We start from the raw sequence: 24,442 nt of genomic DNA on the forward strand, positions 1-24,442 counted from the left end.
GTGACGAGAAGGTTGACGCTTTGCAGGATTGCTGGACTATCTAGAATAACTCTAACCCGTGTTCGGCGACATGGTAAGTTTTGTAAAGTTTTTATTAACTATTGTGGTTGGGGTGGGCTGGGGGAGTTGGAGGGCGATCGGTATGATAAATTTAGGAATATAAGCAATTTCAAGGATAGGGCAATGCTGACTAAACAAGATTGGGACTGGTTAGCAGTGTGTTCTCATTATCAAACGGCTGTCACAGTCCAGACACTTCTCAAAGAAGGAAAATCTATGGAAGCAACGGCAGGTTTAGAATCTTTAATTGAAGCAATGGGAAGAACCGAAAAACGAGCATTAAAAAGCCAGTTAATTCGTTTAATGCTTCATATTATTAAATGGAAATCTCAACCTCAAAAACAAACTACTAGCTGGGCTATTAGCATTCTATCCGCACGCCGAGAAATAGAAGATATTCAGGAAGAAGTTCCTAGTTTAAATCGGGAATTTATTGCATCTATTTGGGATAAATCTTTTCAAGCAGCAGTGAAAGAGGCTAACACCGAAATGAGGAAAGTTGAATGTCAATTGACTTCCCTTTCTTGGTCAGAAGTTTTTGAGGATGAATATAATTTGTCGGATGGCGCTTTAGAAGATGGAAATTTTGAGTAAGGTGCGCGATCGCATTTTTGGGACAGACGCAGCCACCTGGTTTCTCAACCCAACCTGTTTACTGATCGGAACTTACGCAAAACCTTTATATGTTAAAATTGAGGCTTAACGTACAACTCCCAGACTTGTTTCACTGCTGCTGCATCTGCTTGAGAAATTTGCCCGATTTTCGCTAGCAACAAAGACTTTTCCAAACAATCTAATCTAGACAAACGCACTGTTGAAGCAACGCGCAAACCGCTGACAGACCAATCATTAAGAAATACATCAGTTTGGCTACGGGGTTTGGCAGAGGTGACGGCGGCTGCTACCACATCCTCGCCATCCAACCATAGCAAAAGTATGGGGCGTGGTTTAGAGTCTGCGCCGTTTGTAAAAGGAATCTTTGCCACCCAAAAATCACCAGGTTCAATAGTCGTCATAAAGTCCTTCGTCTTCGGGTGCGTAGCTGTTCAAAAAAGCTTCGTGACTGCGAGTAATGGTTGAATCAATTAAAAAGTCTTCGCTGTTGACTACAAAAAACTCTCTTAATTGGGCAGCGGTTAAATCTTCTTGGGTTGTTATCTCTACAAACGGTTTTAGTATTTGAGGGGATTCTAATACGCAACTCAAAAACTCAATAAACGAGCGCTTGGGATGCGATGGCTCTGTTTGCAAAATATTGGACTCAGAACTTTCATTTGGTGACTGTTTTACTTGTGCTTGATGTACAAGAAATTGCACAAAATCCAGAACTTCCTGTCGCTTTTCTGTTGGAAGCAGTTGCAGATTTTCTAATAAAGTTTTTTCGAGATTTCCGAGTCTCAAAAAATTCACTGGGTATGTAAAAGTTTGTGCTGGTTGGTTCATGGGAGTTTTACACTAACAGTAAAATTAATTTACTTATAAAAGTATAGCTGACTTTATCCCAATACGGTTCAGTTAAACTGTTTATTCCTCGGAGATCCCCCTCGCATCCCCCTTAAGAAGGGGGACTTTGAGTAAGTTCTTGTCCCCCCCTTCTTAAGGGGGGCTAGGGGGGATCGGGCTTAACTGAACCGTATTGGACTTTATCCCTCTGCGGGCGATCGCCCTTGCTCATCAATTTTAGCTTTTTGCAAACTGCCAGTTTCACTTCTAATGCGCGCCGACTGTTGATTTGTCAGAAGTCTATTATGCAATGCTGACTAAACATCTTTTTGAACTTCTATGCGATAGTTGTAGCCCTGTTCGGTGAGGAATAGTTGGCGGTGTCGCGCAAAATCCTCCTCGCAAGTTTGTAGCGATACTAATGTATAAAAACTTGCAGTATGTCCATCGGATTTTGGGCGGAGAATTCGTCCGAGGCGCTGCGCTTCTTCTTGGCGAGAACCATACTTTCCTGATACTTGAATCAACACATCGGCATCGGGTAAATCGACGGCAAAATTGCCCACGCGAGATAGAATTAATCCGGGAATTTCTTTGTGACGGAATGCTTCGTATAACCGATCGCGCTCAGCCTGTTTTGTCTTCCCCGTAATCAGCGGTAAATCGGTAACTCGGGCGATCGCATCCAACTGTTCCAGAAACTCACCAATAATTAAAATACGATGCCCCGCCTCCTTTTGCAACAAACTTTGCACCACATCCAACTTACCCGGATTTTCCGCAGCAATCCGAAACTGACTGCGGCGGGGCGCTAGGGCATATTCCATTTTCTCCGCCTCATTTTGAGCGACGCGGATTTCGGTACAATTGGCTGTAGCAATAAATCCCTGTCCTTCCAATTCCCGCCAAGGTACGTCATAGCGCTTGGGGCCAATTAGCGTAAAAACATCGCCTTCCTTCCCGTCTTCGCGAATCAATGTCGCCGTCAAACCTAACCTGCGTCGTGCTTGTAATTCAGCAGTGATCCGAAATATCGGTGCGGGTAATAGATGAACTTCATCATAAATAATCAGTCCCCACGATTGGGCGTTAAACAACTCGAAATGCGGGAATTCATCATCTTTATTCGATCGATAACTGAGCATTTGGTAAGTCGAGAGAGTTACAGAAGCCGTTTTTTTGCTGTTGCTGCTGTACTCGGCGATCGCATCTTCAGTTAAACTCGTCTTGTCTAATATTTCCCTGCGCCACTGGTGCACCGAAGTCAAACTGCTGGTGAGAATCAATGTTTTTTGCTGCACCAAACTCATCGTAATCATCCCCACAATCGTCTTACCAGCGCCGCAGGGTAGAACGATCGTACCGCTGCCACCTCTAACCTCTCCGCTCTGATAGAATGCTTCTACTGCTTCCTTTTGATAGGCACGTAAATTAAAGGGTAAATCGCTTCCTAAAGTGCGATCGCGCAATGCAATTGCTAACTCGGCACCTTCGACATATCCAGCTAAATCTTCCGCCGGATAACCCACTGCTAGCAAAGCTTGTTTGAGTACACCGCGATTCCCCGCATCGACTTGAAAGCAAAGATCCGAAATCCGCTTACCTAACAGCGGTTTTACGCGCTCATCCCGCACTAGCAACTCTGTCAGCGGGCGATCGGCAATCCGCAGTTGTAAATCGGAATTTTCCGCATCAATCCTTTCAATTACCGTCAATCCGTAGCGCGTACCAAGCAGTTCGATTTCCTGCGCTACCGACTCAGGAATGTCATATTTAGCATACTTTCGCAAAGCTGCGATCGCCTCTTCAACTAACATTCCCGCCGCCCGCGCATTCCACACGCTGAGGGGCGTGATGCGATAGGTGTGGATGTGTTCGGGACTTTTGATTAATTCGGCAAAGGGTGCGATCGCTTCTCGTGCCTTTTGTGCTGTTGGGGCGTGAACTTCTAGTAAAATTGAGCGATCGCTTTGTACGATTAAAGCATTTTCGGGAACGTAAGTCATAGGAAGAAGGAAGACGGAAGACGGAAGAAGGAAGACGGAAGAGGGAATAAGTTTGTTAGAACAGAAAAGTTTGGTTGATTTGCTCCAGTCCATGTTATAAGGTGCGTCGCGATTGAGATTGTCGATCTTTTTTTAGGATTTATCGCCAGCGATGCACCCTACAAATACTCAAAGTCCCCATTTTTAAGGGGGATTTAGGGGGATATGGACTCAGCTATAAACGAACAATAAAAAGGTTTTTGGGTGATTTTTGACACTAATAGTATCAGGTGTACTATTTATCCCGCTGGGGTAAGACGTAGCCGACTTGCCGCAGGGCGTTGCGAAATTTAGTTTCCTGGGATAATGGAACCGCCAAAGTGCGATCGCCCGCCAACTGACAGAACTTTTTAGTACGTGAATCATTCGCAATCAGCAATGCTAAATGGGCGGTAGTACATTCGATCAACCTGACACTACCTATATCTTGCACGCTATTCGATCGCTCTGTAACATCCGTTAGAAATTGCTGCACAGTTTGCGGTAGCGGTTCAATACTTCTGGCGTTCAAAAACTCTGTAAACTCTGCTAATGGATATCCATTTTCAATAGCTGCGAAGATTTTTGGGCGATCGAGTCGCCACACAACATCCGACACCTTTTTAGTATAGATATCCAGGACGATCGCATCAGATGTCTCGACACCATCTCCCGCCGCAATAATTTCTAGATTCGGCAATACCCTGAGCGTTTGACGAACCTCAATTACTGGCGGAGTATACTGATCCGTCAAGCCCAAACAATAAGCCCCCAAACTCGTCAAGCGAAAATATACTAAGCCATCATAACGACTCAGGAATTCCAGATTGTCCGTTCCCCAAAGATAGTCATAATCACTTGGTATGAGCAACGGATCGACATATGCAACATCAATTATGCCCAAAGTAGCAGCATACTCAAACAAAAAACAGCGCATATATCGTTCTTCCAGAATCGGCCAACTATGGCCATCCAATTCTGATAAGCTTCCATACCCAGCTTCACCAATATATAAACAGTAGGGTTCCTCAGTAACATCAAAGCTATGGCCCGTTGCGACTAGATATTTACTAAAGTCATGAAATAAAATCCACTTACCCACAGGACATTCTGCGAGCACAGAGGCGATCGCATCTCTGCGCCACGCCACATCTGTCATGCCATTTGCACCCCTCCCAGTTTGTCCTTTGATCGCATCAATGCGGCGAAATTCATCAAAGATTTTTGTCTTTAACCAGCGCTTCCATGCTGTCTGTAAACCTTTGGCGGGTGATTCTTGTAAAGCTTTCTGTCCCGCTTTCGTCAAAACTAGCTTTTTGCCCGATCGTTCCGCGAACTTGCTCCCTTGCGCTATCATTATCCAAGCAAAGGGCTTGATGCTACCGAGTTCAGCGAATACTTCATCATCATAGTCGCTATCCTTGGCTAGGGTAATTTGACGCTGTTCCTCATTATAAAAATCACCGCCTTGCAATATAGAGGCGATCGCTTTTACACTTCCAGCACTAGGTAAAGCAGTTTTCTCACTAACAGTAACTTTTCCCGACTGAATCAAACGCAAAACAGCCGCTAAATCCTTGGTAGCTGTCAACTGTGTTTCACAAGAAGTCAAGGGAATATCGTATTCTTCTATATCTTTTTCCCTTGTACTGTAGTTATATCTTTGGACGCTGAGTTTAACATGATTTTTTACTGTTTCACCACTATGATCCAAGGTCGCTTTTTTGGGCTTTGGCACGAATTTCAGCAATATTTCTTGTAGATCGTAAGGAATCTGGTTGCCATAAATAAACAAGCATAACAGTGATGGTTCTCTGTTAGTTCCATAGCGATCGATTGTTCCCAAATTTGCTGATTCTCCGTATTTTGCCCTAAATATCTCAGGAAAATAATAACCATCCTCCCCATGTATAACTTCAGCTACAGCCGCTTTTTGGAGGTCGTCTAATTTCGCCCACACTATCCGAAGGTGATCTCCCAGCAATTGCGATCTAATTCCATCAACAAGATCCGCTTTACGGGTTAATTTACGAAGATCGGGTAATAATGCTTTGAGCTTTTTTAAATCTTCAACAATTATTCCTTCTAGTGCCTGTTGGAGGCTGATAACGTTATCTATGCTTGGGTAACGCGACATAATGTTTGATAGTGCGCCCGCTTCAAAATTGTTTTGGCAACGCAAATATAACAACTTTACAGGATGAGGAACTTAAACTTTTGTTACACAATCAAGAAATTTGGTTCAACAGTTACGGTACGATGAACCGGAACCGTACATAGGTTATTTGTTTTGATTTTTAAGCTCATATTTGCTACCCTAAAATTACCGGGTTCAATAGTCGTCATCAAGTCCTTCTTGAGTTTCTCACATCTTTGCTTTTAATCGTTGGAATTTGGCTGCTTTCTTCTGCCAAACAAACCCGACATACTTAAACCTGTCACCAGCAAGCCAAGCATTCCCAATCCATTTAAAATCGGGTAAATTGCTTGCAGGTTAAAAATTTCACCTGTATGAATTTTCAACAATAATCTTGATGAAATTCCTGTGCTAATCGGCCACTCCCTGCCCATCGTTGCTGCCATTCCAGTCAATACCGTGAGGGTAATTGGTAAAAAAACGATTGTGGCTAGAATGCGGTGGTACTTGCGAAATGCTTTTTTCATAACGGTTGAAAATTTAGAAATACTCAACTTATATAATAAGGGAGAATTGAGTGTTTGTTTCTGAGCAATTACGGCGAACCTCGCACTAGAAACAAACCCTCAAATTAGCACTTAAATCTCAATAAAGTTTACTTAACACTATTTATGCCCCGGAGATCCCCCTAAATCCCCCTTAAGAAGGGGGACTTTGAGAGCTTTCTTGTCCCACCCCCTACTCCCCTTAAAAAGGGGGTTAGGGGGATCTCTTAAGTGAACCGTATTGACTTAAATCTAGGACTTAGGAATGCTAGCGATGGTCTTTTCTAGCGACTGCAATTGAGCTAGCACTAGGTCTTTGCTGGGCTTACCTTTTTTGAGTTCATCTGTTACTTCTTCTGTAGTTTTTTCAACGGTATCGTAGCTTTTAGGTTCCTTAGCTTTGATGCCATCTTCGACTTTCTTCCAGGAAGTTTCAAACTTGTCAAATTCGGTTTTAGCTTTAACGAAATCACCAGTGTCAACTGCTGCTTTGGTATTAGTAACTACACTCATTAACTCTGGATAGTTAGCAGTAGATGCTGGTTTCTCAGATGTGGTGACAGTGGTAGTCGTAGAAGTAACCGGTGGAGGTGAGGTTGGCGGAGTGGATGCTTCTTGCTTCTCGCCGCAACCAGCTAAAGCTACAAGGGTGACGGCACTGAGGACAAGGATTTGATTGAAACGAGCCATGAAAACTCCTAAAAAATTAATACTACAATCTATTTTGTCACAAAACCCGCAGATCGATCGCTAAAACCATCTGCAATTCCTGCAATTAACCGCAGTTAGCAGCCAGCCCAAGAGGATCGTGCTCCTAGCGCTGTCATCTTCGAGACGGGGCGGGGGTTACAGAAACCGAGTTTCGGGAATTTAGGTAATGCGATACCTGACAGGATTTAACAACCTTAAGGAAACATCGAAATATTAGTGTATCGAAACTGATAAAGTGTAACTTGCACCCCCTCGTTCTGTACCGACGACTATCTGATATTTTCCCGTCTGGGGCAATTCTCCCGACCAGCTTCTTTTTTCTTCAGCTAAGGGGTTTGTATTTGGATCGATCACCTTAAAAACAGCATTTCCTTCTACTGATTGGATCTCTAGATTCATTCTTTGACCTTGTTTGGCCCTGATCAAATAAATCATGACTTCGCCCCGGGCTACTCCTCCTTTTACTTCGCCTGAACTAGCACCTCTTTTAAACTTAATTTGCTGCTGTCGCTGAGCCATTAAAATCGTCGATTGTTCCGGGATTGCTGTGGAGGGGACAATGCTGGAGATAGCGTTTACTGAAGCCGGAAAAATTGCAGAGGCACTTAAGCCGATCATTAAAACATTTAGCTGTTTGAAAGTTTTTGCTGGTTTGTTCATGGGAGTTTCACTCTTAGCGTGATATCAATTCCGGTTGCACTCATACATGATGTTAACAGTCAACAGTGAATGTACTATTCTGATGAAGAGAGGATTTGATATGAAATGATTCATTTGTACAATTATAGATAAACATTTTTGTCGGCGTGCGATCGCCCTTGCAGAACAATTTTAGCTTTTTGTAAACTGCCCTTTCACCCTCGCCCTCGCCCCAGACTTGATTTGAGTTTCGAGATTTGAGATTAAACCCTAGGATGTGGGATAATTTTGGGCGATCGCAATTTATGCTACTGTACAGTCGCCAGCGGGTGCGGTAAAGTAAAAACACCCAGAACACGCAGTTACAAAAAAATTGTATACTTCCTAATTATCACAAACCAAACGATATGACGCAACAGCCAGCCATTACCTACCGCACCGAAAGCGACTCAATGGGAGACAAACAAATCCCATCTACCGTTTACTACGGCATTCAAACTCTGCGCGCCGTTGAAAATTTTCCAATTAGCGGTATCAAACCTTTATCAACTTATGTAGATGCTTGCGTTTTAATTAAAAAAGCTGCGGCGATCGCCAACGGTAAACTCGGCTGCATTCCTGAAGATATCAGCCAAGCACTGATCCAAGCTGCTGATGAAGTTTTAGCCGGAAATTTGCGCGATCAATTTGTAGTTGATGTCTACCAAGCAGGCGCGGGAACTTCTCACCACATGAACGTTAATGAAGTTCTTTCCAATCGCGCTTTGGAAATTATGGGCGATGAAAAAGGCAACTACAAGCGCGTCAGTCCCAACGATCATGTAAACTACGGTCAATCAACCAATGATGTGATTCCTACGGCGATTCGGATCGGCGGATTGTTGGCCTTAGAAAAAACTCTATTTCCGGCTTTGTCTGAGGCCATAGTCGCCCTAGAAAATAAAGCAGAAGAATTCAAAAATATTGTTAAATCGGGCCGCACTCATATGCAAGATGCTGTGCCGGTTCGACTCGGCGACACCTTCGGCGCTTGGGCGCAAATTCTCAGGGAACATACTTTGAGAATTGACAGGGCATCCGATGATTTAACTTCCTTGGGATTGGGGGGAAGCGCCGCTGGAACAGGCTTAAATACTCACCCTGAATACTGTCAAAAAGTTGCTGAAATTCTCTCAGAATTAATCGATCGCCCCCTGAAACCAGCAAGACATTTAATGGCAGCTATGCAGAGCATGGCACCGTTTGTAAATGTGTCTGGCGCGCTGCGAAATCTGGCTCAGGATTGTGTTAAAATGTCCCACGACTTGCGTTTGATGGACTCTGGGCCGAAAACGGGTTTCAAGGAAATTCAACTGCCTCCGGTGCAACCTGGTTCGTCAATTATGCCGGGAAAATACAATCCTGTGATGGCAGAAATGACTTCGATGGTGTGTTTTCAAGTTATGGGTTACGATAGCGCGATCGCCCTTGCAGCCCAAGCGGGACAATTAGAATTGAACGTGATGATGCCCTTAATCGCCTACAATTTGATTCACAGCATCGAAATTTTGGGCAATACCATCAGCGCGCTGAGCACAAAATGCCTCGAAAAAATTGAAGCAAAGGGCGATCGGTGTCTCGCTTACGCAGAAGGCAGTCTCGCTCTCGTTACCGCCCTCAACACTCATATCGGCTATCTCAATGCCGCCGCCGTCGCCAAAGAATCTCTCGAAACCGGCAAATCTTTGCGGCAAATTGTCCTAGAACGCGGTTTAATGAGTGAAGAAGACTTGGCAAAAGTTCTAGATTTAGAGAAAATGAGTGCGATGCCAACATCATCTGCTAATGCTTAGCCACAAGATGGCAGTATTCTTTCAGAGTCTCAAGTTTAGGAGCAAAATTTATGCGCGCAGGTTCCTTTGGCCAATTAACTCAAGATAAAGAGAACACAACTCAAGTGACATTTCATTATGTGGAAGGTCACACGGAAACCTTTACAATTCCTATCCCGGCATCAGAATTTCAAGAGGAAGTGCTGCAGTTGTTAAATCAACCTTGGTTGACTTTTCATTTAGTCGATCAAACGGTTTTTATCTGCACTGCCCGGTTGATAAAAGTGGAAATTAAACCTGCTATCCCGGAACTTAAGGGCCAAGGAATTTTCTCTAATTCTATGCGAGTTAGTACGATGCAGCGGGCTGCTTCTGGCAGATTGCCGATGAATACTTAAACTTGGTTGGCGGTAATGGGTAATTGGTAAGTTGTTTTGCATTTAAGTTGGATGTTGGGAACGGCCTCCAAAAGTGCCGACTCCACAATATTTTTATTGATTTTTGATGCACAATTTAAACGTAGAACAGCTTAATGGGTAATTGGTAATTGGTAATTGGTAATTGGTAATCACGAAGCGAAAACATATCAATAATCCATTCCTCCTCCCAATGCCCAATGCCCTGTTTGCCCAATTCCCAATTCCCTGCGCGGGCCAATTCCCAATTCCCAATTCCCCCATTACCCATCATGTCTTCTGTTAGTTTAATTAAGGCCAATTCATACGATCGCCAAATCCTGCAAACATCTGTAGAAAATTTGCTCGCACCCCTGGGCGGAATGTCGGCTTTTGTCAAATCGGGCGATCGGGTTTTACTCAAACCCAATCTCCTCACCGGTTCTCGCCCCACCAAAGAATGCGTCACCCGGCCGGAATTGGTTTACTGCGTGGCGAAAATGGTCATAGAAGCTGGCGGAAAACCGTTTTTAGGTGACAGTCCGGCTTTTGGCAGCGCGATGGGCGTAGCCAAAGCCAACGGTTATTTGCCGCTGTTAGAAGAACTGAATGTGCCAGTAGTTGAGTTTCAAGGAAAACGCTACGAAACTGTCAGCGAAGATTTCAATCATCTGCGAATCTGCAAAGAAGCAATGGAAGCGGATGTAGTGATTAATTTGCCCAAACTCAAATCTCACGTACAATTAACCGTGACAATGGGCGTGAAAAATTTGTTCGGCTGCGTCCCCGGCAAAATGAAGGCTTGGTGGCACATGGAAGCTGGCAAAGATAGCGCCAGATTCGGTCAAATGCTGGTAGAAACAGCCAGGGCAATTAACCCAAATTTGACAATTTTGGATGGAATTATCGGTCACGAAGGTAACGGGCCAAGCGGTGGCGAACCTAAGTTTTTGGGGATTTTGGGCGCGTCGAGTGATGTGTTTGCGCTGGACAGAACTTTAGTGGAAATCATTAATGTCGATCCGGCGCTGGTTCCGACTGTAGCTGCGGCGATGAGATTGGGACTTTGCTCGAATTTAGAAGATCTCGATTTTCCGCTGTCGCACCCGGAAACTCTCAAGGTTTTGGATTGGAAATTGCCAGAAAGCATGATCCCGATCGACTTTGGTATGCCTCGGGTGATTAAGTCAGCGTTCAAACACCTCTATATCCGCTTCATTAAAGAACAGTTCAGCCCCAACACTTCGCACTAGCAAACAGAGAAAGCGCGGTAAGGTGCGCTGGGGGCGCACCCACAGAAAGTCTGGTGCCGTCCACTCTACATATCGCAGTGTGATCGCCAGATCAGGTATCAATCCCCCAATCCCCCAATCTAAAATCGACTGACTCCTCACCTTTTTGAGACAGACTATAAGTCAGTCCTACCTTTTTATTGTTTGTTTAATTGTGAACAAATGCAACATTATTATAAATAATGTGAATGCTATTGGTGTTACACAAATTTATATAAATCTTTCATAAAGTTTTGGAATAAATCTTGATTTTTTAAATGATTGGTCTCGTTGCCTTCTAGAATGGCGATTCCCTACCCTTCACCGAACCCCTATCACGCACTTCTAGCGTTCAACACTTGTGTCAAATTCTATCGGTAAGACGGAAATTACGCACTATATATATAGGGCTGACCAGAATTTATGGCATCTGTCCTGTATTATTGCTAAGTCAGAGCTAACTTCAACCTAATTATGTAGCCTCCGGCTGAAGCACCTCACGGTGTTAGAATAACGTGTAAAACCATCATTTTTTGCCTTTTGGACTATAAGTTGAAGGATCTGATAAATCTACGACAGAAGTATAAATATCTAATGTCGCAGTTAGTTTGACAAAAATCAAGCCTAAAACAGCAATAACTTGTTACTTAAGTGGTTAATTGTAAAAATTCGATAAAGTTAGCAAAAACCTCTTGACAGTTATAAGTAATTTCTCGGATAATAAATTCACATAAAGACGGGCTCGGTTTGAAGTTTAAATATCAAATTCGGTTCTGATAAACCTTTTGACTGGTGTGACGTTCCAGAAACATTAAACATATCCAATAATTCTTGTAGACCTGGTATCCGGCCTGCTGTTTACAGTTTTTTTAGGATGCGCCTATTGTTAATGACACAGACAACGGAAGGCCAGAACGCAATAGATCGATCGAACTAGATTTGAAATCAGTCACCCCAGCAATCCAAAGTGATAAGAAGTATCCTATTGCTTCTTTACGTTACTTTCCCATGCGCTGTTCTGACTGTGTGTTATATTTCGAGGCAACAGCCCATCGAGTCTTTAGTGAATTTATCAGTACGTAGAATTAGCTTTTTTAGGAATTAAGTTGAGGCTCCTAAAGCTGAGAGATATCAATCCGCTATCTTAAGAACTTTCAACTTCAATAACAGCAAGGCAAGCTTTGAGTTTCGCAACCGGATCAACGAGTAGAAACTCTAATTTTCTCACTTTCATTTTTTAATTGTCTAGCTTCATGTCGAGGTGGAAAACTACCTGCGATATGTCATTGCTAAAATCTCGGTGCAAGGAAGCAATCTTACAGTTTTACATAGCTTTTATCTAGCGCTATCCGAGCAATTACAAGCATTAATGCAGACAAACGATCAAAATAAAACTCCATACAAAAGAAGGTACATCCATGTTTTCAAACAACAATTTGACTATTTTACAACCCCTATCAGCGAAACTCTTGCCAGATGGCAAAGTTTTACTCACCCGCAAGCTGGACGAAGCCGTTGTCGAATTAACCAAGTATTGGGATGGTTCGATTACAGTGATGATGGAAGAGACCCAAACAGGTAACAATAATCTCGATTGCAAAGTTTTCGATATCGATAAACTACCATTCAAATTAGAAGTGATTTCCTTCGATCTAATCACGCCTGCTTTGTTGCACAAACACAATACTTCTCTGGTATTGGCAGTGCCGGGATACCGACAAAACCATATCAGCAATATTTGCAACTTAGCTGGAGTGCCATGTATTTACGTTTCTGAATATACTCTGAAAACTCGCAAACAAATTGCGAGCGTGAATACCAAAAACCCGATTGTACGCTTGCGGAGAATGGCTTGGGAAAAAAATCAAGAAATTCAGCAGCGGGCGGCGATCGCAACTGCGGATGGTTTGCAGTGCAACGGTACTCCTACCTATAAAGACTACTTGAACCTCAATCGCAATTCGATGCTTTTCTTTGACACGCGGATTAGCGAGGATATGCTAGCAACTGACAGGGATATTGAAATGCGGACTCACAACCGCTCTGAAGATATGCCTCTGCGGCTGCTTTTCTCTGGCCGCCTGATTAAAATGAAGGGAGCCGATCATTTACTGAATGTTGCTCTAGAACTTAAGAAACGGGGAGCAAATTTTGAAATGTTCATTAGCGGTGCTGGCGACTTAGAAAAGATGATGCACGACACCATAGCAGCCCATCAACTTCAGAATTGCGTGAAAATGCTTGGTGTCCCGGACTTTAAGACCGAGTTTTTCCCCTTTGTTAAGGACAATATCGATTTGTTTGTGTGCTGTCACCGGCAGGGCGACCCCTCGTGTACTTATTTAGAAACAATGTCTTGCGGAGTGCCGATTGTGGGCTACTCGAATGAAGCATTCGAGGGAATTTCAGAAATGTCTGAAACGGGATGGATGGTACCGATGGATAAACCTAAACTGATGGCGCAGAAAATTATTCAACTCAGCTACAACCGAGAAGTCATCAAAGCTATGTCTTTTAAGTCGCTGAGGTTTGCTGAAAAGCACACATTTGAGAAAACTTTTAAAGCTCGTGCAGAACATATGCAGCGGGTTGCTGATAAGTCAATGTCGATGAGAAAAGCTGCCTGAAGAAAACTGTGGGTTCGAGATTTGATGTCGTGTCTGATCTATTGACCGCAATGAGTAGGGCTCGTAGTGCGGACTTAACTCCACTCCTAGGCCCTGGAGTCAAGTCTGCACTACGAACTGTTTTTGTTATGCTAATCGACCGGACATGATTTGATGTTGTGTCTGGCGATTTGATTGGAATTAAGCCTACATTCAGAAGAAATAGTTCTGATTTATTCATCAAAAATAGGACAGTCTTCCTCACTACAAACCTATCTAATTTTTTATTTTTTAGGGCAGCCAGCGGGGGAGGCATCCTTTTAGACGCAGTTCTTGAGGTGAGGGATAATTATTAGAGGCCGGTACATTTTTGAATTTTAAAAGTATTAGAGTTGAAAGGGCGATCGCACTTGGGCAATCAGTTCTCAAATCTCCTGCGACAGGTTCCGATTTCTGGGCCACTACGCGGTCTAACAGCAATTCTATCCCGTCGGGCGACAGGCTCATTTTTGTCTCCACTTGGTCGGGCAAAACTAACAGCGGTTGTACTGCAAATGTCTGCAAATCAATTGCTTCAAGGTGAATTGTTCGGAAAAATCTTTCCCAGGCTTCCGTCTGGTTAAAAAGTAGTAAAGCTGAGGAGTTCTGGGGTCAAACTGACAGTCGATCAATTCTCCGGCGGTGCGGATTAGTTCTTTTTGCAATTCCTGATTTGTTACTAAAAAAATTGACTGTGTAAAATCGCTGTTGTACTTCAGCATTGCCGATTCTCAGCCGTCGGGTGTGAAGCTGAATACTCTCCGAAATGATGGCATGAAGTCTAAAGGTTTTACGTTTGGTGTCAAGGATAAAATGGCGATGCTGTCTGCTTGGGGATTGGCTAAAGTTGCGCTGTCTGGGGCGATCGCAAATTCTCCGGTCGCACGACTCAAAAGTAGCTGCGGAATCCGGGAAGTTTCCAGCCCCAACAACGACAAACCAATGTCTTCTGCATTGCCCCTCTTGGCGCGCTAAATCGCGATCGTTCTTGAGGTGCTGGCACTATAGACAATTCAAATATATAATGCCGATGCCATCGGAAACAACATTACAAAGCAAGCCCAACAAAATTTATAGAAAACAACCCATTAATTCTAGATTTAAATCGTCACAATTTTTAAGTCGAAAGTCAAAATAATTAATTATTATTTCTAGGTTTGGCTTTTGGCTTTTTATTTGTGAAAATCAACAATTTACAACAGAAGAAATTCAACCATACAAAACTTCTTCCACAGGCGGCGTGGCATCTTTGGGGTCGAATTTTTTGATTTTCAAAGCTTGCAGTAAAAACAGCGAAATATAAAGCGGATTCAACAATACATACCGCTTCCAGAGACGCCTGGGCTCCTTAATCATCCGAAACAGCCATTCCAAACCTATCTTAGATAAAAACTCAGGAGCTTTAGCCAAATTACCCGCGTGAAAATCGTAAGCTGCACCTACAGCAATCAGCGGCATTGATAAGTCATCACGGTATTCGTAAGCCCAGACTTCTTGTCGCGGACACCCCAAACCGACAAAAGTAATTGCTGCACCGCTGTTGCGAATTTTCTGGGCAATTTCCTGTTTTTCTTGCGGCGAAACCTGCTTAAATTTAGAAGGCTGAGTTCCAGCAATAATTAACTTGGGATAACGCTGGCAGAGATTGCGAGATAAAGCTTCCAGTACAGAAGCTTGAGAGCCGTACAAATAGATAGATAATCCTTCTTCGGCGGCGCGCTCGCAGATTTTCAACATTGCATTTGGCCCACAAACTCGATCGGGCAATTCCGTATTGTAGAGCAAATTTAACGCCCATCTGACCGGCTGTCCGTCTGGCAATACTAAATCAATGTGATTGATCCGATAGCGGTGAGTGCTGTCAAGCACCCCAGTCATTACCCCGTGAACCGCTAGAGCCGAAACTGACAGTGGTTTTCCGGCGTTGGCTGCCGCAATAATTGTGCTGACAGCCGCTTCATAATTAACGGCATTTACTAATATGCCGAGTACATTTTTTTTTCCTAAATCGATATTGGAAGACCTCTCTAAGCCAACGACACTTACATTCATAAATATCCTCTAAAATTTGTTTAACTTTGTTTTCAATTCTTTATACCTCTTGCACAAATATTCGATCTGTTAACCGCAGATTTTAAGTGGATAAACACTAATCGACGCAGATAATTTGATCTTATCTGCGATTGAGTGCAAGAGGTCTTTTACAAAAATTGCCAGCACATCCTTTTTGTACCCGTTCAATCCTGCGATCACTCTTTCAGCCAGCGTTCGCGGTTACATTCATAAATCTCCTGTAGGATTTGTTTAACGTTATATTTCATTTGCCAGTCAGGATAGTGACTGGAAAATTTTGAATTATCGCTAATCCACCAAATGTGATCGCCAATGCGATTTCCTTCAGCATAAGTCCAATTAAATGTACGTTCCGCAATTTCCTCGCACATCTGGATGGCTTCTAACATCGAACAATTGCTGTATCTGCCTCCTCCTGTATTATAAACTTGGGCGCTTCTGGGAGCTTTATAAAATTCATAAAATGCCGAAATTAAATCTGCGCTGTGAATGTTATCGCGGACTTGTTTGCCTTTGTAGCCAAACACTGTGTAGGGAGTTCCCGTCACGGCGCACTTCATCAAGTAGGCGAGGAAGCCGTGCAGTTGAGCTCCAGAGTGATTTGGTCCCGTCAGGCAGCCGCCGCGAAAACAAGCGGTGTTCATCTGAAAATATCGACCGTATTCTTGCACTAAAATATCAGCGGCTACCTTAGAAGCACCAAACAAACTGTGCAGGCATTGGTCGATAGACATATCCTCCCGAATGCCGTTTTCGTAAGTGTGACCTGCTTCTATTTCCCATCGATGATCTAATTCAACTAAAGGCAATTTGTTGGGGGTATCGCCGTATACTTTATTAGTAGATGTAAAAATGAAAACAGCTTTAGGACAGTACAAGCGAGTTACTTCTAGAAGATTGAGAGTGCCGTTGGCATTGACGGTAAAATCTATTTTCGGAGCACGGGAAGCCCAATCATGGCTGGGTTGGGCTGCTGTGTGAATTACTAATTCGATCGAATCTCCGTACCGCTGAAAAATATTGGTAATAGCTTCGTAGTCGCGAATGTCAACATCTAAGTGATAATACTTGGTTCCCAAAGATTTTTCTAGCTGTTGGCGGTTCCAGTTGGTAGAACCATCGGCACCAAAAAAGAACTGGCGCATATTATTGTCGATGCCAACTATGTCTAAGCCTTGTTTGGCAAAGAACTTACAAGCCTCCGAGCCAATTAATCCCGCCGAGCCAGTAATGATTGCAACGCTCACGTTTCACTCTCCTCACAAATCTTGTTTAATTTTTTGGCGCTAGAATACATCCGAATATATCAGAAGTTATCCAATTTTTTCTTTGATTAGATCTTCGCACAATTCGGCAAAGAATTTACCTTTGACATCCCAATCATAAATTTCCCTGACGCGCTTTTGACCAGCTAGACCCAAGCGCGATCGCAAGTTGGGATCGCTCGCCAAACACACTATAGCTTCTGCTAGACTTTTCACAGCGCGATCGGGATCGGTAGCAGCGACTTTAATGCCTGTTTGGGCAGTCACTTGAGTAGCCGGGCCACCCAAATCCAAACAAATTGTCGGACGGCCAACCCCCATCATTTCAGTGCATACAAAACCGCCAGAGTCATGCAAACTCGGATGGAGGAGAACGTGAGACTCACCCATTTTTAAAAGGGTTTCACTTCGAGATAGAGCACCCCAAAAATGTACTTTATTTCCCAGTCCCAATTCTGTTGCCAAAGCTTCTAAACGCTCTTTTTCCGGGCCGTCTCCGACAATCCAATATTCCGAGTTTTCCAGCTTCGCCTCTGCAAATGCACGGAGTCCCAAGTGCACTCCTTTCCAGTGTAATAGACGGCCGACACTGATGAATCTAATTGGTAGCTCCGGGGGGGGTGGAGATTTTTCTAGTTGTTGAATTTCCTGCTGCGATAAACCGACTTGCGAGAAAATTCTCACGTTTTTTGCTTGGAGAAATCGCAGTCTTGCCGCTGTTTCTTCTGTAGTTGCCAGCGCCACCGCACTGCGGCGCGCCGTCAGCCCCACAAACGGATCGCGTTCTCCTACACTTTGAGCCAATGCTCGCAGGGTTTCGTAAATTTTGCCCCGGCGGCTAAAATCTTCCCAAAAAGGCTTTGGTGCTGCTTCTGCACCCCCCACAGGCCCCCAAATAAAAGGATGCGGCAACAGTGCTAGGAAACTTGGAGACCAATGTTTGACATAAGTTACGTGCTGTACTATGTCAAAACCAATTTCGCGATCGAGCTTTCGACCTATAAAATAAGCCCAGATTTGCCACAAATAATAGTGAAGTTGCAGCAATCCTTGTTTTCCCTTCCAATCTTCACTCCACCCAAACGGATCGAAATAAACAAAGTGCAGGTTGGGTACAGGATTTTTTTCTAGTTCTGCTTCGATGTACGATCGACAAAATGTCCGAGTGAATACCCAAGTTTCGTGATACTTAGCAGATTGGATAACTGTATTCCATCCCACTCCCTCTTCGGAACCCAGATTGGGTTCGCAAGCAAAGGCAGATAATAAAATTTTCATCAACTTTTCCCCAATACTAGCGAAGTCACATCGGCTATTAATTTCGCAGCATTTTCTGGTGTATGTTCAGCGATCAATTGCTGAGATTTTTGGCCCATAATTACTAACTTTTGGGGGCAATCAATCAAGTTCCGCATCGCATTTGCCATACCTTCCGAATCATAGGGATCAAAAATATAACCATTTTCACCTTCAACGATCATTTCGCAAGCCCCAGCCCATTTTGAACACAAAACCGGCTTACCAAATGCCATCGCTTCTAGCACCACCATTCCCCAAGTATCTTCTAACGTAGGAAAAACAAACGCATCAGCTTCTAGAAAATAAGATCCCAAGTATCCGTATTCTATCCACCCTGTCCAAACAATTTGTTTTTCTAAATCCCATTCTTTTGTAAGTGCTTCTAGTTCCGATCGCTGTTCCCCATCTCCAACGATAATGACTGTGTAATTCGAGTATCCCTGGCTTTGCAAAATTGTGCAAGCTTCTAACAGATTCTTAATCCCTTTGCGAGAAATTACTTGACCCACGCACAGAAAAATTGGGTGGGGGAATGACAAAGAGATAGAATTATTATTGTCTATTTTTTCTACCAAAGCTTTAGCATCAGGAACCATGTAAGGTTGAGCAAATATCTTACTTTCGGCTGCCCCAATCACTTCAACCAAATATTCTTTACCTCGGCGACTATTAGAAACAAAGGTATCCGCAAATTTACCCATCCATCGTCGAATCGTCGATCGCACCTTAGAATCTCGAAAGTCTACATTCGGGGAACTACTTTCATAAACTAAAACCAGTCGCCATTTCCCTATAGGCTTAAAAATTATAGCTACCAATGTCCAGATCGAAAATCCACTAGCAAAAATGACCTGGGGCTTGAATTTTAAAAGAGGAAAAATAATCGCAGGAGTAGCTTTAATATAACCACGACTGTACCCCATTTCTATCTTTTGGGTGGCGATGAATTGTGTATCTCCCACAACTTCGACTACTTCTGTACCAGCAGCTTCCGGATCGTAGCGAGGCCAAAGGCGACCTGTATAAAAAATCGTGTTCGGAATTAGTTTTTTGAGCTCATGTAAAACCGGTGGCCAATAGGCCCCAAACTCTGCAGAAGGAACGAGCCAAGCGATGCGAACTTCATTTTTGTCAACCATCCTATTCACCTTGAGTTTTGTTTTTAGTCAATCCCAGTTTACTCAACACTGAGAGCAAAACTAACCTGCGATAAGGTAGCAGCCAATAAATTTGCCACAACAACCCACCATGCCGTTGAGCAAATACTTTCCACTCTTGAGCTGGTTGCAGGGTAGCATCTTTGAATGATAAACCTTTCGGTTTACTCATTTTATCTAATCCTTCGCTTAAATTCTCAGCAGCCATTTTGGTAACTTGGGGGTTGAGGGAACAAGTACCTAAATAGCCCGGAGCAATCCAAACTGTACATCCTTTCTGTCTGGCTCGTAAACCATAATCCCAATCACCAATATAATGGACAAAAGCCGGATCGAGGTTGCCGACTATTTGCACAACACTGCGGGGAATTAATACGCAGTTTCCGTGCATAGTATCGCACATTTGAGGATCTTCTGTTGGTTCTAGGATCCCATATCGAAATGGGTGCAAAGGGTTATTTCGCACCACACCGCCGTATGTTGTTTGACCAGTTTCTGGATCGCAGGTTGAACCGCCAATGATTGCTTTGGTTTCTCCTTTTTCTGATAATTTTTGAGCGGTTTCTAGCAAAACACTTATTGTTTTTGAATAAATAATAGTGTCATCATTTAACCACAGGTAGTAGTCGGGATCGTGTTTCATTGCTTCGCTGAAAGCCCCGCGCATTCCCCCATTCCAAAATAGGTTCCCATCTCCAGAAAAAATCTTGACTTGAGGATAAGTTTGCTGTACTGCTTCGGCTGTGCCATCAGTGCTGCCGTCATCTACCAGATAAGTATTGAGTGCAACTTCACTTGTTAATATTTGCTTAAAGAGCGACTCTAGAGTGGCCAAAGTCTTTAACTTGCGGTTATGGCAAGTCATCAGGACTGCTATACTCATCTGCTCCATCTATATTTGAAGATTTTGCTATTGGTGAAAAATTAGTAGAAAACTGCTCTCTGACCATCGACAATGCCGATCGACTTCGAGTGCTATCCAATTATTAACTTAATCTGTCGCAACTATCAAGATATTTACTCGATCGCTGATTTTTTGATTTTTCCAGATTTCCCCAGACAATAATTTACTAATAAATTATTGTATAAATCAACACGTCGCCTCTCCGAAAATATACTAATAAACACCTCAAAAATGGCATAATCAATACCAGAGAAGTTCTGCGTTTAATTAGTTTCACTTACTTAGCAGTATATAAAACTTCTTCATACAGTTTTTGGTACTCGCGAGCTTGCACTTCTAAGGTAAACTTTGCTTCAACTTTCTCTCGTGCATTGCGACAAAGCTTTTGGTGTCGCTCTGAATCTTCTAGCACCCAAGCAATCCCTCGCGCTAAATCCTCTGTTTCATAAGGTTTAGCTAAATATCCATTGGAGCAGTGATCTATCAGATCTGGCATTCCCCCGATCTTGAATCCGACGCTGGGGATACCGCAGGCTGAGGCTTCCATCACCGTGTTCGGCAAATTATCATAAATAGAAGGGGCGACGAAGACATCTGCTGCTGCATAAACTATTGCTAAGGAAATATCATCAGCAAATTTACCTAAGTAATGTGCCTTAAAACCTAGTTCAATCGGGTTGGACGGCTCTGAAGAGCCAAAAACTAGCAACTCTATACGATCGCTCCAGCCCGATTTACTGAGGCTTTGCAAAGCCGATACTAGCAGATTAAATCCTTTCCAGCGATCGCCCGTTCCGCTCGCACAGCCAAAAAGTACAATTTGTTTATCTTGAGGTAAATTCAGAATTTCTCGCACCCACTCGCGGTTTATCGGCTTGTACTTTTGAGTATTGATACCGTTAGGAATCACCTCAACTCGATAATCCTTCAACAAAGAACTAGAACTAGCACATTTAGCCAACCAAGCACTAGGGCTAACTAAAGTTAAGTTAAGATTTTTCCAAGATTTTGCTTTTCGCCGCCACACCCACCGCGACATATCCCAATCTTTGCTGCTGTGCAGTTGCGGACAGCTACCGCAAGATTCAGTATACCGATCGCACTCTTCGCTATAGTGACATCCACCCGTAAAAGGCCACATATCGTGCAGCGTCCAAACTAGAGGTTTATCAAACTTTGGAACACTTTCTACCTGCATATAACCCCCGCAAACCCAGTGCAGGTTAATAATATCTGGTTGGATGTTAGCAACTTTCGCAGCCAGAGAGTCCGGCAGCCATTGGGGAGAAAAAATCGCAGAATTTCTCTCAGGATAAAGCCGCAATGGCGAATTTGATAAAACTGAAATAATCTTATCAAAACTCTTAGCCAACGCTTGCCCTGCCGAGATTACACTTAGATCGCCACTATTGTTATTTTTCACCAGCATTTGCGAAGACACCCCAATCCCCTGCAAACCTTGGTGCAGTCTATAAGCCGCGCGGGCTGCACCGCCTTCAGTATCAGAAGTATTGAGAAGTAAAACCTTCATCTCCCCACCTATCCTATAGATTTATAGCTAATTTTACCTGATTTGTTTCAAAAGTTTATTGACTTTTTTGTGTACCTTCCTTAACAACGGCGGATCGTAATCATATAAAGTATTTTCAGTAAAATTATCTGCTTGTCTATCCCGAATTGCAAAGGGCGGGTGTTTCATTGGAAATGTTATAGCTTCTACAGGCATATTACTGTAAGGACTGTTCACATCCTCCGTATTAGTTCCCTCTACACCATGTCCGATATTAGAAACTAAATTGACATTGGCAAGAATATTCGTACCATTTTGAATAAAGCTAGCAAATGTCCACTGATAAGCCCAACTCTGTAATTTCCCTTCATAACAAAGCTGAAAAATATTTGTCCAGACTTTGACAGAATTAGTATTTCCCAGTACATCCATCAAAAAATTCCCATCACGAATTTCTGGCCACAGCTTCATATCTAAATCATAATGCTGCCAAGCTCGCCTCCAACTCGCCCAGGTCCAGCAGTGATTGTAGCGAGAAAAGTAGTAACTATAATCAGTTCTTCTCCGCCCAAACTGAACATTTTGACCGGAGATTGACAGAATTCGCTGGTCGTCTCGGTAGCGATCGAGCAATTCCTCAGCGAAACGGAAAAATGTAGGATGAGGGAGACAGTCATCCTCAAGAATAATTGCCTCTTCAACCGTATCAAAAACCCAATCTAGACCGCTAGAAACCCGCAGCCGACAACCTAGATTTACATCAGCATAATTTGTCAAAACTTCGCAGTCCCAATCTACTTGGTCAATAATAGCTCTAGCCGCAGCACATTCTTGATTTTCCCCCGGCCTATCTGGACGCGGGCCGTCAGCAATTACTAGCAATTTGGGGGGTTTTGCCTGACGAATTGCCTCAAATACTCTAGCCGTTGTATCTGGACGTTTGAAAATGATAAAAGCGACAGGTGTTTGGATTTTGTAATTGGACATTTCTTGGACTCTATTTAATGGTTTTAATTATACTACGCTTTCCACAATCGTCTCGAGGGTATTGTGATTTGGCTTCCGGCGATCTTTGACTGGGGCTATGGTTGCCTACCAGTAGCCCATCAAAGCCAAAAAACTTAGCCGTCTCAGTGCCTAAATCGTCTCTTCTGTGAGCGTCCAACTTCTATCCTAGTCCTGATCTCCGGCTGCCTTACGGTTGTCTAATCTTAAATTTAGAATTGCTTGCCCTTCATCCACAGTAAGAGAACGCCACAGAATGATTGATCCTATAATAGTCAAAATATAATTTCAGTGTGCAGCCTATCTTATGTCTCTAAAATCTATCATGAAACTGACCGAACACGCCAAATCTCTTTACATCGAAACAGCTAAAAAACTCAAGGGGACAGACAGACGACAATTCATGGCATCGGTAGTCAAAGATTTAGGAATAGGTGGACAAACGTTAGTAGAACGGGAGTTAGGATGGAATAGACGGACCATCCGTAAAGGGATGAAAGAATTGAAAAGTGGTGAGCCAATTGTCGATGGTTTCAAGCGCAGTGGACGAAAGCGGGTTGAAACAAAATTACCCAACTTATTGAAAGATATTACATCGTTAGTAGACCCACACAGTCAAACTGATCCTAGCTTTAAGAGTACACGATTATATACGCGCATGACTGCCAATGAAGTCCGTCGTCAATTAATTAAACAATTTGGTTATAGTGATGAAGAACTACCGAGCGCCGAAACAATTAGAAGAAGATTGAATGATTTGGGTTATACCTTAAAACGAGTTTTGAAAACTAAACCAGTCAAAAAAATCCCCGAGACCTCAGCCATTTTTGAACAACTTGAACAAGTCAATACAGCAGCCGATAATAACCCAAATACTCTCCGAATTTCCATTGATGCCAAAGCTTCCGTCAAGATTGGAGAATTTGATAGAGGTGGTAAAAATCGGACGCCAACTATTGCAGTTGACCACGATTTTTCGACTCAATCAAGTGTGATTCCCTATGGTATTTTTCTGCCTGAGTACAATGAGCTATTTTTATTCTTCGTTACTTCTAAGTTGACGGCTGATTGTATAGTTGACTTACTTGAAAGTTGGTGGCAAACTGTTAAACACCGTTTTAGTCACATTCAAAAATTGGTCATCAATCAGGATAATGGACCGGAAAATCATTCTCGTCGTACTCAGTTTATGAAACGAATTTTAGATTTTTCCCAACAATCTCAACTGACGTTACAATTAGCTTATGATCCGCCCTATCATAGTAAATATAACCCAATAGAACGTTGTTTTGGTTGGTTAGAAAAGCATTGGAATGGTAGTTTACTTGACACTGTTGAGACTGTTGTAAATTTCGCCAAAACTCTCACATTTAAGGATAAAAATCCAGTGGTGACATTGGTAGAAACAATTTACTCCACAGGAGTTAAACTTTCGGAGTTAGCTATGGCAGAAATTGAAACCCAGATTCATCGTCTCCCCAATCTTCACAAATGGTTTGTAGAAATTTTCGCTAAACCCACATAGCTATTGGATCATTCTTTTTGTGG

General features: G+C 43.1%; 24 protein-coding genes. 6 read left to right on the plus strand and 18 right to left on the minus strand.

All coding sequences use genetic code 11. The features are described from left to right. Window positions 1-183 precede the first annotated feature (183 nt). Window positions 184-654: a DUF29 domain-containing protein gene (locus QUA01_RS07080; protein ID WP_333088258.1), complete on the plus strand. Its 471-nt coding sequence runs from the start codon at window positions 184-186 to the stop codon at window positions 652-654. A gap of 92 nt (window positions 655-746) precedes the next feature. Here QUA01_RS07080 and QUA01_RS07085 read toward each other — a convergent pair whose 3' ends face one another. The 7 genes from QUA01_RS07085 to QUA01_RS07115 form a co-directional block, all read right to left on the minus strand. Then, entirely contained in the window at window positions 747-1,076 is a 330-nt protein-coding gene (locus QUA01_RS07085; protein WP_333088259.1) for a type II toxin-antitoxin system PemK/MazF family toxin, read from the minus strand. After that, a complete protein-coding gene (locus QUA01_RS07090) occupies window positions 1,063-1,503 on the minus strand; it encodes a DUF2281 domain-containing protein (RefSeq protein WP_015175959.1) in 441 nt (146 codons plus the stop codon). The genes QUA01_RS07085 and QUA01_RS07090 overlap by 14 nt, the downstream gene beginning before the upstream one ends. 317 nt (window positions 1,504-1,820) lie before the next feature. Further along, the gene (locus QUA01_RS07095) at window positions 1,821-3,509 is read right to left on the minus strand and encodes a DNA repair helicase XPB (protein WP_333088260.1); all 1,689 of its coding nucleotides are present in this window, start codon (window positions 3,507-3,509) and stop codon (window positions 1,821-1,823) included. A 274-nt stretch (window positions 3,510-3,783) separates the two neighbouring features. After that, complete coding sequence (locus QUA01_RS07100) at window positions 3,784-5,664, minus strand: hypothetical protein (protein WP_333088261.1); 1,881 nt, start codon at window positions 5,662-5,664, stop codon at window positions 3,784-3,786. Between the two features lie 242 nt (window positions 5,665-5,906). Then, entirely contained in the window at window positions 5,907-6,191 is a 285-nt protein-coding gene (locus QUA01_RS07105; protein WP_333088262.1) for a peptidase, read from the minus strand. A gap of 270 nt (window positions 6,192-6,461) precedes the next feature. Continuing rightward, window positions 6,462-6,899, minus strand: coding sequence for a hypothetical protein (locus QUA01_RS07110; RefSeq protein WP_333088263.1), 438 nt, complete (start codon window positions 6,897-6,899; stop codon window positions 6,462-6,464). A gap of 234 nt (window positions 6,900-7,133) precedes the next feature. After that, a complete protein-coding gene (locus QUA01_RS07115; RefSeq protein ID WP_333088265.1) occupies window positions 7,134-7,580 on the minus strand; it encodes a hypothetical protein in 447 nt (148 codons plus the stop codon). 386 nt (window positions 7,581-7,966) lie between these two features. On the opposite strand from QUA01_RS07115, the gene QUA01_RS07120 reads away from it, so the two are divergent. Beyond that, the gene (locus QUA01_RS07120; RefSeq protein ID WP_194067426.1) at window positions 7,967-9,391 is read left to right on the plus strand and encodes an aspartate ammonia-lyase; all 1,425 of its coding nucleotides are present in this window, start codon (window positions 7,967-7,969) and stop codon (window positions 9,389-9,391) included. Between the two features lie 50 nt (window positions 9,392-9,441). After that, window positions 9,442-9,768 (plus strand): hypothetical protein, encoded by a 327-nt coding sequence (locus QUA01_RS07125; protein WP_333088266.1) that lies wholly within the window; start codon window positions 9,442-9,444, stop codon window positions 9,766-9,768. 115 nt (window positions 9,769-9,883) lie between these two features. Here QUA01_RS07125 and QUA01_RS07130 read toward each other — a convergent pair whose 3' ends face one another. After that, complete coding sequence (locus tag QUA01_RS07130) at window positions 9,884-10,060, minus strand: hypothetical protein (protein WP_333088268.1); 177 nt, start codon at window positions 10,058-10,060, stop codon at window positions 9,884-9,886. Here QUA01_RS07130 and QUA01_RS07135 point away from each other — a divergent pair. Beyond that, window positions 10,059-11,018 (plus strand): DUF362 domain-containing protein, encoded by a 960-nt coding sequence (locus tag QUA01_RS07135; protein ID WP_333088270.1) that lies wholly within the window; start codon window positions 10,059-10,061, stop codon window positions 11,016-11,018. The two genes, QUA01_RS07130 and QUA01_RS07135, sit on opposite strands and share 2 nt — an antisense overlap. Before the next feature lie 1,436 nt (window positions 11,019-12,454). Then, a complete protein-coding gene (locus QUA01_RS07140; protein WP_333088273.1) occupies window positions 12,455-13,663 on the plus strand; it encodes a glycosyltransferase family 4 protein in 1,209 nt (402 codons plus the stop codon). Between the two features lie 270 nt (window positions 13,664-13,933). On the opposite strand, the gene QUA01_RS07145 is transcribed toward QUA01_RS07140, so the two are convergent. The 10 genes from QUA01_RS07145 to QUA01_RS07190 all read right to left on the minus strand — a co-directional run bounded on the left by QUA01_RS07145 (window position 13,934) and on the right by QUA01_RS07190 (window position 22,876). Next, the gene (locus QUA01_RS07145; RefSeq protein ID WP_333088275.1) at window positions 13,934-14,206 is read right to left on the minus strand and encodes a hypothetical protein; all 273 of its coding nucleotides are present in this window, start codon (window positions 14,204-14,206) and stop codon (window positions 13,934-13,936) included. Next, entirely contained in the window at window positions 14,176-14,403 is a 228-nt protein-coding gene (locus tag QUA01_RS07150) for a hypothetical protein (RefSeq protein WP_333088277.1), read from the minus strand. Before QUA01_RS07150 ends, QUA01_RS07145 begins: the two co-directional genes overlap by 31 nt. Before the next feature lie 9 nt (window positions 14,404-14,412). Continuing rightward, on the minus strand, window positions 14,413-14,574 hold the full coding sequence (locus tag QUA01_RS07155; RefSeq protein ID WP_333088279.1) for a hypothetical protein: 162 nt from the start codon (window positions 14,572-14,574) through the stop codon (window positions 14,413-14,415). Between the two features lie 316 nt (window positions 14,575-14,890). Further along, the gene (locus QUA01_RS07160) at window positions 14,891-15,733 is read right to left on the minus strand and encodes a WecB/TagA/CpsF family glycosyltransferase (RefSeq protein ID WP_333088281.1); all 843 of its coding nucleotides are present in this window, start codon (window positions 15,731-15,733) and stop codon (window positions 14,891-14,893) included. A gap of 197 nt (window positions 15,734-15,930) precedes the next feature. Continuing rightward, complete coding sequence (locus tag QUA01_RS07165) at window positions 15,931-17,001, minus strand: NAD-dependent epimerase/dehydratase family protein (RefSeq protein ID WP_333088282.1); 1,071 nt, start codon at window positions 16,999-17,001, stop codon at window positions 15,931-15,933. A gap of 66 nt (window positions 17,002-17,067) precedes the next feature. Further along, window positions 17,068-18,297 carry a glycosyltransferase family 4 protein gene (locus QUA01_RS07170; protein ID WP_333088285.1) on the minus strand — a complete coding sequence of 410 codons (1,230 nt, stop codon included), beginning with the start codon at window positions 18,295-18,297 and terminating at the stop codon, window positions 17,068-17,070. Next, window positions 18,297-19,457, minus strand: coding sequence for a glycosyltransferase family 4 protein (locus QUA01_RS07175; RefSeq protein WP_333088286.1), 1,161 nt, complete (start codon window positions 19,455-19,457; stop codon window positions 18,297-18,299). The genes QUA01_RS07170 and QUA01_RS07175 overlap by 1 nt, the downstream gene beginning before the upstream one ends. Before the next feature lies 1 nt (window position 19,458). Then, complete coding sequence (locus QUA01_RS07180; RefSeq protein ID WP_333088288.1) at window positions 19,459-20,367, minus strand: glycosyltransferase family 2 protein; 909 nt, start codon at window positions 20,365-20,367, stop codon at window positions 19,459-19,461. A gap of 289 nt (window positions 20,368-20,656) precedes the next feature. Further along, entirely contained in the window at window positions 20,657-21,910 is a 1,254-nt protein-coding gene (locus tag QUA01_RS07185; RefSeq protein WP_333088290.1) for a glycosyltransferase family 4 protein, read from the minus strand. A gap of 33 nt (window positions 21,911-21,943) precedes the next feature. Further along, entirely contained in the window at window positions 21,944-22,876 is a 933-nt protein-coding gene (locus tag QUA01_RS07190) for a glycosyltransferase family 2 protein (protein WP_333088292.1), read from the minus strand. A gap of 343 nt (window positions 22,877-23,219) precedes the next feature. On the opposite strand from QUA01_RS07190, the gene QUA01_RS07195 reads away from it, so the two are divergent. Next, entirely contained in the window at window positions 23,220-24,419 is a 1,200-nt protein-coding gene (locus QUA01_RS07195; RefSeq protein ID WP_333088294.1) for an ISAzo13 family transposase, read from the plus strand. Window positions 24,420-24,442: the final 23 nt, after the last annotated feature.

Origin of the sequence: Microcoleus sp. S36a_B3 (assembly GCF_036700745.1) — a bacterium.
Lineage (GTDB): Bacteria > Cyanobacteriota > Cyanobacteriia > Cyanobacteriales > Microcoleaceae > Microcoleus.